This window comes from Micromonospora sp. L32, assembly GCF_052068055.1.
In the GTDB taxonomy this organism is placed as follows: Bacteria; Actinomycetota; Actinomycetes; order Mycobacteriales; family Micromonosporaceae; genus Micromonospora; species Micromonospora purpureochromogenes.
On the sequence record NZ_JBQHDD010000004.1, the window covers coordinates 236880 to 248321 of the forward strand.

Below are 11442 nucleotides of genomic sequence, written 5' to 3' on the forward strand. Positions count from 1 at the left end.
GCGGTGGCCGGCCCACCCCGGAGGGCGGACCGGCCACCGTCGGCCGTGCGGTGACGTCAGCTGGTGCCCGGAGCCGGCGTCCCGGTGGTGCCACCCGGCGACTCGGGCGTGCCGCCCGGGGTCGGGGACTCGGTGGGGCCGCCCGGCGCCGGCGTGGTGGTGCCGGTCGGGCTGGGCGTGGCGGTGGCCTCCGGCACCGGGATGCCCAGCTGCCGCGCGAGGTTCACCAGCTCGTCGTAGTGCGCCTGGAGCACCGGCAGCGCGGTCTGCGCCAACTGGATCACCGACTGCTCCTGACCCTGTGAGATCTCGGTCTGGGTGGCCTGGATCGCCTGGATGTGCGCGGCGAGCTGCGCGGTCACCCACTGGCGGTCGAACTCCTCGCCCCTGGCGTTCTCCAGCCGGTCGAGGATCTGCCGCTGGTCGGCGGTCGGCTCATTCGGCAGCTGCACACCCAACTGGGAGGCGGTCTGCTGGACCGACTGGTCCAGCTGGGTGTGGTCGGTCTTGAACATCTCGCCGAGCCGCTTGACCTCCTGGTTCTGGCCCTTCTCCCGGGCCAGCTCACCAGCTCTGATCTCGAACAGGTTGGACTGGTGCACCGCCTGCAGGTACTGGCTGTCCTGCGTCGACGGCTGTGCCGCGGCCTGCGCAGCCGCGGCAGGCGCCAGACCGACCAGCACCAGTGCGGCCAGCAGGCCGAGGCGCTTGATTCCCAACATGTTTCCCTCCCCGTTGACGTTGGACCGCACGGATACCCGGCTGGCGGGGGTTATTCCTGCGTTTCCACCCGTCAGTGGGCGGGTCGCGGGGTGGGCAGGGCGGACCCGGACGAACGTCGCGGAAATGGACGTGGCGCCCGCCGGAGAACTCCGGCGGGCGCCACGATTGGGGTACGTCGTCAGCGACGGCTCTCGCCGCTGCCGATCTCCTCCCGCTCGGGGCGGGGCTCGACCGGCGGGTGCCCCGGCGAGACCGGCGCCTCGGCCGGCTTCTCGATCGGGTAGAAGAAGCCCCGGATGGCCGGGCCGAGCGCCCCGAGCCGGTTCATCTTCTTCGGCACCACCCAGCCGACGTAGTCCAGCTCGCCGTGCCCGTCGTGGCCGTCGGCCGCGCTGAGCGGCTGGTGGACCTCGACGAACCGGCCGTCCGGCAGGCGCCGGATGATGCCGGTCTCCACACCGTGGGCCAGCACCTCCCGGTCGTGCTGCTGGAGACCGAGGCAGAGCCGGTACGCCACGTAGTACGCCAGCGGCGGGACCACCAGCAGGCCGATCCGGCCCGCCCAGGTCATCGCGTTGAGGCTGATCTGGAACTTGTCCGCGATCACGTCGTTGCCGCCGGAGAGGGTCAGCACCACGAAGAACGACACCGCCATGGCGCCCGCCGCGGTCCGGGCCGGCACGTCCCGGGGCCGCTGGAGCAGGTTGTGGTGCTTGCGGTCCTTGAGGTGCCGCGCCTCCATGAACGGGTAGAACAGGGAGATCGCGACCAGGATGCCCGGCAGCACGACCGTCGGCCAGAACAGCGGCGGGATGACGTACCCGTCGCCGATCGGGATGGTGATCTCCCAGGCCGGCATGAGTCGGGTCGAGCCGTCGAGGAACATGACGTACCAGTCGGGCTGGCTGGCGGCCGAGACCACCCACGCCTCGTACGGGCCGAAGTACCAGATCGGGTTGATCTGGAAGAGGCCACCCATCAGCGCGATCACGCCGAAGACGACCATGAAGAAGCCGCCCTGCTTGAGCGCGTAGCGCGGGAACATCCGCTCGCCGACCACGTTCTCGTTGGTCCGGCCGGGGCCGGGCCACTGGGTGTGCTTCTGCTTGAACACCAGGCCCAGGTGGACAGTGATCAGCGCCACCAGCAGACCCGGGATCAGCAGCACGTGGGCGATGAAGAAGCGGCTGATGATGATCTCGCCCGGGAACTCCCCGCCGAAGATCGACGAGGTGACCCAGGAGCCGATCACCGGGATCGACAGCATGATGGCCGAGGCGATCCGCAGACCGGTGCCGGACAGGCCGTCGTCCGGCAGGGAGTAGCCGGTGAAGCCGGCCAGGAAGCCGACCCAGAACAGCAGCGAGCCGATGATCCAGTTCGTCTCACGCGGCTTGCGGAACGCGCCGGTGAAGAAGACCCGCAGCATGTGCACGACGATCGAGGCCATGAACAGCAGCGCCGCCCAGTGGTGCATCTGCCGCATGATCAGACCGCCCCGGACGTCGAACGACAGGTCCAGGCTGGAGGCGTACGCGGCGGACATCGGCGTGCCCCGCAGCGGGGCGTAGCTGCCGTCGTAGATCACCTCGGTCATCGCCGGCTCGAAGAAGAAGGTCAGGAAGACACCGGTCAGCAGCAGCACGACGAACGAGAAGAGCGCGATCTCGCCGAGCAGGAAGGACCAGTGGTCCGGGAAGACCTTGTTGAGCAGCTTGCGCAGTGGGGTGGCCACCTGGAACCGGTCGTCCACCGCCCCGGCCGTCTTGGCCGGCACCGCTGCTACGTCGAACTTTCGGCGCTTCATGGCCGCTCCCAGAAGTCGGGGCCGATGGTTTCGGTGTAGTCGGACTTCGCCACGAAGAAGCCCTCCTCGTCCACCTCGATCGGCAGCTGCGGCAGCCGACGGCTGGCCGGACCGAAGATGGGCCGGGCGTTGTCGGTGATCAGGAACTGCGACTGGTGGCACGGGCAGAGCAGCCGGTTGGTCTGCTGCTCGTACAGGCTCGCCGGGCAGCCGGCGTGCGTGCAGATCTTGGAGTACGCCGCGTAGTTGCCCCACATGAAGTCCTGGCGGCCCAACCGCGCGTTGGCCTCGCGGGACTCCTGGGCGTCCGTCTCGCGCAGGTGGATCAGCAGGGTCGGCGAGTCGGCGTGCTTGTTGCTCACGCCGTGCTCGATGCCGGGGAAGACGGTCAGCTGGCCACCGGCGCTGATGTCGGCCGGGCGGATCGGCCGGCCGTCCTCACGGACCAGCCGGATCTTGCGGCCGCCCTCGGCCGGCGCGAAGCCGGTGGTGAACATCTGGTTGTTCTTGTGCGGCTGCGAGATCAGGCCACCGATCAGCGGGGCCGCGACGACCGCGCCCACCGGCAGCAGGCCCGCCGCCAGCGAGACGCCGAGCAGCGGACGACGCCGCACGCCCATCTCGTCGGCCAGGTAGAGCATGGTCTCCCCGGTGATCTTGCGATCCTCCGGCGCCCCCGGCTGGTCGTGCCGGCCCTGGATCGAGACCTCCTTGGGCAGCAGCTTCTTGCCCCAGGTGAGGATGCCGAAGCCGACGGCCAGGAGCGCGACGCCCAGGGTGACGCCGAGCAGCGGGGTGTACCACTTGTCACCGCCGCGGCCGGCCTCCCACTTCCACGGCCACCAGATGTAGATGACCAGGAAGGCGGTGGCCGCGAGGCCGGTGAGGAGGAAGAAGCTGGCGACCGTACGGGTCAGCCGGCGCTCGGCCTTGCTGCCCGGCGCGACCTGCTCCTCGTAGTGGACGATCTCGATGTCGTCCCGACGCGCGCCCTCCAGGACGACGTCGAACCGGGACAGCCGGGGGTCCATGACGTCGAGCGGCTCCGGACCCTGCGGGGCCTGGTGCTCGGTGTGGGTGCTCATGCCGTCACCTCGCTACGGGCGGTGCCGACGCACGGCACCACGGCAATGGTACTGACGTTCGACCGGGTCACGACTTGCCCGCAATCCACAGGCTGGCGAAGACCAGCGCGACAATGCCGAACAGGAAGGCCGCCAGACCCTCGGTGGAGGGGCCGTACCGGCCGAGGTTGAACCCACCCTGGTCCTGGTCGTGCTTCAGCGTCTCCTGGATGTAGGCGATGATGTCCGCCTTCTGCTCCGGGGTGATCTGGTTGTCGCCGAACACCGGCATGTTCTGCGGGCCGCTCAGCATGGCGGCGTAGATCTGCCGGTCGCTGGCCGGGCGCAGGCTCGGGGCGAACTTGCCCGAGGAGAGCGCCCCGCCGCCACCACCGAAGGCGTGGCACTGCGAGCAGTTGATCCGGAACAGCTCGCCGCCGGTCGCCAGGTCGGCGCCCTCACGCAGGTGACCCTCGGGGACCTGCGGGCCGCCACCGAGCTCCTGGACGTACTGGGCGAGCTGGCGCACCTGCTCGTCGGTGAAGACCGGGGGCTTGCGCTGGGCCTGGGCCTCCTGTCGGGCCATCGGCATGCGGCCGGTGGCCACCTGGAACTCGACCGAGGCGGCGCCCACGCCGACCAGGCTCGGGCCACGACCGTCGACACCCTGCGCGTTGCGACCGTGGCAGGTCACGCAGCTCACGTCGAACAGCGCCTTGCCCTCGGCGGCGGCGCCGGTCAGCGGCGGGTTTTCCTGCGCCTGCACGCCAGGGGCGAAGACGGTGTAGGCGCCGCCTGCCAGCGTCAGCGCGGCGATCAGCCGGACCGCGGCGCCCAGCCGGCGGCGGCCCCTGCTGCGCGCTACGGGCCGCCCGCGCAGGCGCGCGAGCAGACCGCGTCGGCGGTCGTTGTCAGAAGTCATGACCTGTGTCCTTAACCGGTTGGACCTTGTCTCAGGGGACGGAGCAGCGGCGCGGTTCGTGACGCGCCAAGATCACTGGAGCCAGTAGATCATGGCGTAGAGCCCGATCCACACCACGTCGACGAAGTGCCAGTAGTACGACACGACGATCGCCGAGGTGGCCTGCGCCGGAGTGAACCGGCCCATGGTGGTGCGGATCATGAAGATGACGAAGGCGATCAGGCCGCCGGTCACGTGCAGGCCGTGGAAGCCGGTGGTGAGGTAGAACATCGACCCGTAACCGTCTTCGTTGATCTTCACGCCCTCGTGCACCAGGGTGCGGTACTCGTTCACCTGGCCGAGCACGAAGATCAGGCCCATCACGAAGGTGATCGTGAACCAACGCCGCAGGGCGTGGACGTCGCCCTTCTCCGCCGCGAAGACACCGAGCTGGCAGGTCACCGAGGACAACACCAGGATCACCGTGAAGGTGGTCGCGTAGGGGATGTTGAGGTGCTCGGTGTGCTTCTCCCACTGCTCCGGCGCCGCCGCGCGGATGGAGAAGTACATCGCGAACAGCGCCGCGAAGAACATGAGTTCGCTGGAGAGCCACACGATCGTCCCGACGCTGACCATGTTGGGTCGGGTCAGGGAGTGGATCCGGCTCTTGTCAATGGCTGGGGCCGCAGTCACGCGGTCATTATTGCCCTTGACCGGGGCGGGCGATCAGCGGGGGGCCAAACCCGGGCGGGGGATGGCCCGATCGTGGTGGTCCGGTTCGCCTGGCCTAGCCTGAAAAGCGTGCTGCACGTCGATTCGATCTTCGCCGCGACCTCGGCGGGCCCGTCGGCGGTCCTCGCCGCCGGAGGCGAGGCCGTCCCGCCGCCGTTCACCGTCACCCGGGTCTTCACCGAGACCCGGCTGGACAGCTGGCTCGCCCTCGGGCTGGTGCTGGCCGCCGGACTCTACCTCTACGGGGTCTACCGGTTGCGGCTGCGCGGGGACGCCTGGCCGGTCCTCCGGACGATCTGCTTCCTCGGCCCGGGCCTGGGCGGCATCGCCGCGGTCACGGTCAGCGGCCTGCACGCGTACGACACGGCGCTGCTGTCGGTGCACATGGTCCAGCACATGGTGCTGTCGATGATCGCGCCGATCTTCCTCGCCCTGGGCGCCCCGGTCACCCTGGCCCTGCGCACCCTGCCGGTACGCCCCCGCAAGCGGCTGCTGGCGATCGTGCACAGCCGGGTCGCGAAGGTCTACAGCTTCCCGCTGGTGGCGTTCAGCATCTTTGTGGTGAACCCGTTCGCGCTCTACTTCAGTGGCCTCTACCACTACACGCTGGAGCACGCCTGGGCGCACGAGCTGGTGCACGCGCACTTCATCGCCACCGGCTGCGTGTTCTTCTGGCCGCTGCTCGGCCTCGACCCGCTGCCGGGGCGGTGGCCGTACCCGGCGCGGGCGTTGCTCATGCTGCTCTCCGTGCCGTTCCACACGGTGCTCGGCCTCACCATCATGCAGAGCACCACGCTGCTCGGCGGCGACTGGTACCCGTCGCTCAACCTGTCCTGGTCGAACCCCTGGAACGACCAGGTGGTCGCCGGCGGCATCCTCTGGGCCGGCGGCGAGTTCGTCAGTGTGACGATGCTCGCGGTGCTGGTCGTGCAGTGGATCCGGCAGTCCGAGCGGGAGGCCCGCCGGCTCGACCGCGAGCTGGACCGCCAGGAGGCCCGCGACCGCGCCGCCGACGCCGCCGCCACCGCAGCGACCGCGACCCCCGCTCCGGGCAGCCCGGCCTGAGCTGCGCCGACGCGGCGTCCGCGCCGCCCGGCCGGGCGGGATGTCGGGTACGCCACACCGGCGGGTACCATCAGCGGGCAGCTACGAGGTGGGAGCCAGTCCAGCGATGAGCGATCGTCAGTGCACCGTCCTGCTCTACAGCGACGACCCGCAGGTCCGTGACCGGATGCGGCTGGCCGTCGGCACCCGCCCGGCGCCCGGCCTCGAGATCGAGTTCGTCGAGGCCGCCACGTACGCCGAGTGCATCCGACTGGTCGACGACTACGAGATCGACCTCATGCTGCTCGACGGCGAGGCCAGCCCGGGCGGCGGCATCGGCATCGCCCGCCAGATCAAGGACGACCGGGACGACGCCCCGCCCACCTGCGTGGTCATCGCCCGCTCCGCCGACCGATGGCTCGCCGCGTACGCGCAGGTCGACGCCACGCTGGTGCACCCGCTCGACCCGGTGACCACCGGCACCACGGTCGCCGAACTGCTGCGTACGCACGCCGCCGCCTGAGTCTGCGCGCTCGGCGGCGCCTCCGGCGCCCGGGCTGACGGGCGCCGCCCCCGTCCCACCCGCACCCACGCCCGCTCGGGAGGCCCACCATGGGCGAACGGACCTGGCCGCACCTGCTCAACGCGCTGCTGCGCGGCGACGAGCTCTCCACCGCGGACACCGCGTGGGCGATGGACGAGATCATGACCGGCGCGGCCGCCCCGTCCCAGGTCGCCGGCTTCGCGGTGGCGCTGCGGGCCAAGGGCGAGACCCCCGCCGAGCTGGCCGGCCTGGTGCAGGCGATGCTCGGCCGGGCGGTGCCGGTCGAGCTGCCCGAGGAGCTGCGGCGCACCGCGCTGGACGTGGTCGGCACCGGCGGTGACCTCGCCCACACGGTGAACATCTCCACGATGACCGCGCTGGTGGTGGCCGGCGCCGGGGTCCGGGTGGTCAAGCACGGCAACCGCGCCGCCTCCTCGCTCTGCGGCACCGCCGACCTGCTGGAGTTCCTCGGCGTGCCGCTGGACCTGGCGCCCGAGCAGGTCGCCCGCTGCGTCGAGGAGGCCGGGATCGGGTTCTGCTTCGCCGGCCGGTTCCACCCGGGGATGCGGCACGCCGGCCCGGTCCGCCGCGAGATCGGCGTACCCACCTTCTTCAACTTCCTCGGCCCGCTGACCAACCCGGCCCGTCCCCGGGCCGGCGCGGTGGGCTGCTTCGACGCGCGGATGGCACCGGTGATGGCCGCCGTCTTCGCCGGGCGGGGCGACTCGGCGATCGTGATGCGCGGCGAGGACGGCCTGGACGAGTTCACCACCGCCGCCCCCACCCGGGTCTGGGTGGCCCAGCAGGGCACCGTCAGAGAGGCCGTGCTGGACGCGACGGACCTCGGGGTGCCCCGGTCCACCCTGGCCGACCTGCGGGGCGGGGACGCGGCGTACAACGCCGGGGTGGCCCGCCGGCTGCTGGCCGGGGAGACCGGCCCGGTGCGGGACGCCGTGCTGGTCAACTCCGCCGCCGCGCTGGCCACCCAGGGGCCGCTGGACGGCGACCTGACCGAGGCGCTGCGGGCCGGGCTGGGCCGGGCCGCCGAGTCGATCGACTCGGGCGCGGCGGCCGCCGTCCTGGAGCGCTGGGTCGAGGTGGCCCGCAGCCTCTGAGCGGGTGGCGCGGCGGAACTGTCGGAGGGGCGTGCCAAACTACACGGGAGTAATTTTCCGTTTTCCGCCGATGGCTCCGATGGTCGTCGGCGGGCACCGGAGCGAGAGGAGACGCCCGTGTCGGACCGCGAGCTCTACTGCGACACCTGCGAGGGCGTGCAGCCGTTCGAGGTCCCGCCCTGCGTCGACGGTCACGACCTCGACTGCCCCGAGCTGATCTGCACCGGCTGCGGCGCGGCCGTGCTGATCGCCACCTTCGCCTTTCACGCCCCGCGCCTGGCCGACCGGCGCCCACGGGCGACATCCCGGTCGGGCCGCCGCGCGGCCTGACCCGCGGCCCCGCCCTCATCGCGCGCTCTCACTCGCCGTGCCCGCCGGGCCGTTGGCCCCGCCGGCAACCGCACCCTCGGCTCACCGATCCTGTCGACCTGATGTCGTGGACGACTCAGGGGGCCGGAACACGCGTAGGCCCGCGTCCCGGAGCGGGACGCGGGCCTACGGGCGAAGCCGTCGGATCAGTGCTCGGCGGTACGCCGGGTGCCGGTGTAGTACTCGAAGAGCAGGCCGCACGCGGCGAAGATGACCGCGACCAGGCCGACGCCCACCAGCCAGAACTGCCAGTACACCAGGCCCATGCCGGCCACCGCGGCGGCCAGCGCCAGGCCGAACGGCCAGTAGCTGCCCGGGCTGAAGAAGCCGATCTCGCCCGCGCCGTCGGCGATCTCGCCGTCCGGCCGGTCCTCCGGCCGCAGGTCGATCCGGCGGGAGACGAACCAGAAGAAGCCGCCGCACATCGCGCAGAGCAGGAACGACAGCAGCAGGGCCACGGTGCCGACCCACTCGACCCGGCCGCCCGAGTCACCCCAGGTCCAGACGCCGTAGAGCACCGTCGCGCCGAGCAGGAACGCGGCGATAACCAGGAAAATACGCCACTCGGTCTTCATGTCGGCTCCCTCAGTTCCTCGGGTCGGAGTGCGACTTGTCGGGGTTGAAGGTGGCCACGTTGCGCCGCGTCTTGAACGGCTCGGTGGTCTTCGCGTACGGGTCCTCGCCGATGGCGCTGAGCGCCTCCTGCGTCGACTTGCCGTCCCGCTTGGCCGCCAGGAACTGGTCGTACTTCTCGGGGGAGACGACGCGCAGCTCGAAGTTCATGAAGGCGTGGTAGCTGCCGCAGAGCTCGGCGCACCGGCCGACGTACGCGCCCTCGGACTCGAGCTTGGAGATCTCGAAGACGTTGCGGACGTTGCCCGGCATGACGTCCCGCTTGAACAGCAGCTCCGGCACCCAGAACGAGTGGATGACGTCGCGGCTGGTCTCCTCGAAGCGGATCGACCGGTCGGTCGGCAGGACCAGCACCGGGATGACCTCGCTGGTGCCCAGCACCGACGCCACGGTGTTCGCCTCGGGGCCCTGACCGTCGCGGTAGTTGAACTGCCAGTTCCACTTGAACGCGACGACCTCGACGGTCACGTCGGGGTTCTTCGTAATCCGCACCACATCGGTCTGCACGACCGCCGTGTAGTAGAAGAGCACGGAGACGATCAGGATCGGCGCGATGGTGTAGAGGAACTCCATCGGCAGGTTGTACCGGGTCTGCACCGGCAGCTCGTTGCCCCGCTTGCGGTAGCGCACGACGCACCAGAAGATCAGGCCCCAGACGAAGACGCCGACCGCGAGCGCGGCGATGCAGGAGGCGATCCACAGGTCGTACATCCGGTGCGACTCCGGCGAGATGCCGCCCTGCGGCCAGCCGAAGCCGTCGACCGCGCTGCCGACGTTGCAGCCGGTGAGCAGAACCAGCAGCGCCGCTCCGCCGAGACCGAGCCCGGCGAGTCGACCAGCACCACGCCGCCGGCGCCCACCGGCTCCTGGGGAAGCGCTGTGCCGTACGGCCGAGGGCCGTACCTCCGAACTCCTTGCGACCACCTGGTCCTGCCTCCCTAGCGCGCCGCGGTGGGTTTCCCTGAAGCACCGACGGCAAAGGCGTCACCGACGGTCGCAGATTACTCGACCATGACGGGCTCGACCGTGTTGGGGTCACTGTGCGCCCCCATCGGGGGGCTCGTGGGCATACCGACCCGATAGCGTGGGCTGTCGTGAGCCCTACCCCCGTCTACCTGGATGCCGCCACCGCCGCGCCGCTGCACCCGGTCGCCCGGCAGGCGCTGCTCGCCGCCCTCGACGACGGCTGGGCCGACCCGGCCAGGCTGTACACCCAGGCCCGCCGGGCCCGCCAGCTCCTCGACGCCGCCCGCGAGGCCACCGCGGCCACGCTCGGGGTCCGCGCCGACGAGCTCTCCTTCACCCCCAGCGGTACGACCGCGGCGCACGGGGCGGTGCTGGGTGGCCTGGCCGGTCGGCGGCGGGTCGGGGCGACGCTGGTGCACTCGACGATCGAGCACTCCGCGGTGCTGCACGCCGCCGAGCGGCACGTGGCCGGTGGTGGCGCCGCGGTCGCCGTGCCGGTGGACCGGCTCGGCCGGCTCGACCTGTCCGCCTGGTCCGACGCGGTACGGGCCCCCGGGGTCGCGCTGGCCGCGCTGATCGCCGCCAGCCACGAGGTGGGCACGGTCCAGCCGGTGGCGCGGGCGGCCGCCGAGTGCGCCGACGCGGGTGTCCCGCTGTACGTCGACGCGGCCCAGGTGGTGGGGCGGGCGCCGGTGCCGGCGGGCTGGTCGGTGCTGACCGCCAGCGCGCACAAGTGGGGTGGGCCACCCGGGGTGGGGCTGCTGGTGGTGCGCAAGGGCACCCGGTGGGAGTCGCCCTGGCCGGCCGACGAGCGGGAGTCGGGGCGTACCCCGGGGGTGGTCAACCTGCCGGCGGTGGTGGCGGCGGCGGCGAGCCTGCGCGCGGCGGCGGCCGACGCCGCGGCCGAGGCGGCCCGGCTGGCGCCGCTGGTGGACCGGATCCGAGCCCGGGTGGCGGCCGAGGTGCCGGACGTGGAGGTGGTCGGCGACGCGAGCGACCGGCTCCCCCACCTGGTCACCTTCTCCTGCCTCTACGTCGACGGCGAGGTGCTGCTGCACGCGCTGGACCGACGCGGCTTCGCGGTCTCCTCCGGCTCCTCCTGCACCTCCTCGACGTTGCGCCCGTCGCACGTGCTGGAGGCGATGGGGGTGCTCTCGCACGGCAACGTGCGGGTCTCGCTGCACCGGGAGACGACCGAGGCGGACGTCGAGCGGTTCCTGGCCGAGCTGCCCGGGATCGTCGCCGAACTGCGCGCCGAGGCGGGGGTGGTGGGGCTGTGACCGACCCCACGGAGGTGCTCGACTGCCGGGGCCAGCGCTGCCCGCTGCCGGTCATCGCGCTGGCCCGCCGCCTGCCCGAGCTGCCCGTCGGCGCGGTGCTGCGCGTCCTGGCCGACGACCCGGCCGCCGCCGTCGACATCCCGGCCTGGTGCCGCATGCGCGCCCAGGACTTCGTCGCCGCCCACCCCGACACCACCGCCTACGACGTCCGCCGCACCCACTGACCCCCTCCCCCCACCCCCAGACCTGTGCACTTTGAGGGGG

The 11442-nt window shown here is 71.7% G+C and carries 13 protein-coding genes; 6 read left to right on the top strand and 7 right to left on the bottom strand.

What is annotated here, in order from left to right:
• Positions 1-56: 56 nt before the first annotated feature.
• The 5 genes from ACTMTB_RS12975 to ctaE all read right to left on the bottom strand — a co-directional run bounded on the left by ACTMTB_RS12975 (position 57) and on the right by ctaE (position 5188).
• Positions 57-722, bottom strand: coding sequence for a DUF4142 domain-containing protein (locus tag ACTMTB_RS12975; RefSeq protein WP_441145331.1), 666 nt, complete (start codon positions 720-722; stop codon positions 57-59).
• A gap of 179 nt (positions 723-901) precedes the next feature.
• A complete protein-coding gene (qcrB, locus tag ACTMTB_RS12980; protein ID WP_441145333.1) occupies positions 902-2530 on the bottom strand; it encodes a cytochrome bc1 complex cytochrome b subunit in 1629 nt (542 codons plus the stop codon).
• Positions 2527-3615, bottom strand: a complete 1089-nt coding sequence (gene qcrA, locus ACTMTB_RS12985) for a cytochrome bc1 complex Rieske iron-sulfur subunit (RefSeq protein WP_441145335.1) — start codon at positions 3613-3615, stop codon at positions 2527-2529. Before qcrA ends, qcrB begins: the two co-directional genes overlap by 4 nt.
• Before the next feature lie 67 nt (positions 3616-3682).
• A complete protein-coding gene (qcrC, locus tag ACTMTB_RS12990; RefSeq protein WP_280841516.1) occupies positions 3683-4516 on the bottom strand; it encodes a cytochrome bc1 complex diheme cytochrome c subunit in 834 nt (277 codons plus the stop codon).
• A 72-nt stretch (positions 4517-4588) separates the two neighbouring features.
• Complete coding sequence (gene ctaE / locus ACTMTB_RS12995) at positions 4589-5188, bottom strand: aa3-type cytochrome oxidase subunit III (protein ID WP_280841517.1); 600 nt, start codon at positions 5186-5188, stop codon at positions 4589-4591.
• A 108-nt stretch (positions 5189-5296) separates the two neighbouring features.
• On the opposite strand from ctaE, the gene ACTMTB_RS13000 reads away from it, so the two are divergent.
• The 4 genes from ACTMTB_RS13000 (at position 5297) to ACTMTB_RS13015 (ending at position 8260) form a co-directional block, all read left to right on the top strand.
• Positions 5297-6292, top strand: coding sequence for a cytochrome c oxidase assembly protein (locus ACTMTB_RS13000; protein WP_441145338.1), 996 nt, complete (start codon positions 5297-5299; stop codon positions 6290-6292).
• Positions 6293-6398: 106 nt separating this feature from the next.
• Entirely contained in the window at positions 6399-6794 is a 396-nt protein-coding gene (locus ACTMTB_RS13005) for a hypothetical protein (protein WP_154943960.1), read from the top strand.
• Between the two features lie 89 nt (positions 6795-6883).
• A complete protein-coding gene (gene trpD / locus ACTMTB_RS13010; RefSeq protein ID WP_441145340.1) occupies positions 6884-7930 on the top strand; it encodes an anthranilate phosphoribosyltransferase in 1047 nt (348 codons plus the stop codon).
• Between the two features lie 117 nt (positions 7931-8047).
• On the top strand, positions 8048-8260 hold the full coding sequence (locus tag ACTMTB_RS13015; RefSeq protein WP_357616437.1) for a hypothetical protein: 213 nt from the start codon (positions 8048-8050) through the stop codon (positions 8258-8260).
• Between the two features lie 185 nt (positions 8261-8445).
• On the opposite strand, the gene ACTMTB_RS13020 is transcribed toward ACTMTB_RS13015, so the two are convergent.
• On the bottom strand, positions 8446-8874 hold the full coding sequence (locus tag ACTMTB_RS13020) for a cytochrome c oxidase subunit 4 (protein ID WP_441145342.1): 429 nt from the start codon (positions 8872-8874) through the stop codon (positions 8446-8448).
• 10 nt (positions 8875-8884) lie between these two features.
• Positions 8885-9856, bottom strand: coding sequence for an aa3-type cytochrome oxidase subunit II (gene ctaC, locus ACTMTB_RS13025; RefSeq protein WP_441145344.1), 972 nt, complete (start codon positions 9854-9856; stop codon positions 8885-8887).
• Positions 9857-10026: 170 nt separating this feature from the next.
• On the opposite strand from ctaC, the gene ACTMTB_RS13030 reads away from it, so the two are divergent.
• Positions 10027-11178 carry a cysteine desulfurase family protein gene (locus ACTMTB_RS13030; RefSeq protein ID WP_441145346.1) on the top strand — a complete coding sequence of 384 codons (1152 nt, stop codon included), beginning with the start codon at positions 10027-10029 and terminating at the stop codon, positions 11176-11178.
• Positions 11175-11402, top strand: a complete 228-nt coding sequence (locus tag ACTMTB_RS13035) for a sulfurtransferase TusA family protein (protein ID WP_088961034.1) — start codon at positions 11175-11177, stop codon at positions 11400-11402. Before ACTMTB_RS13030 ends, ACTMTB_RS13035 begins: the two co-directional genes overlap by 4 nt.
• Positions 11403-11442 lie beyond the last annotated feature (40 nt).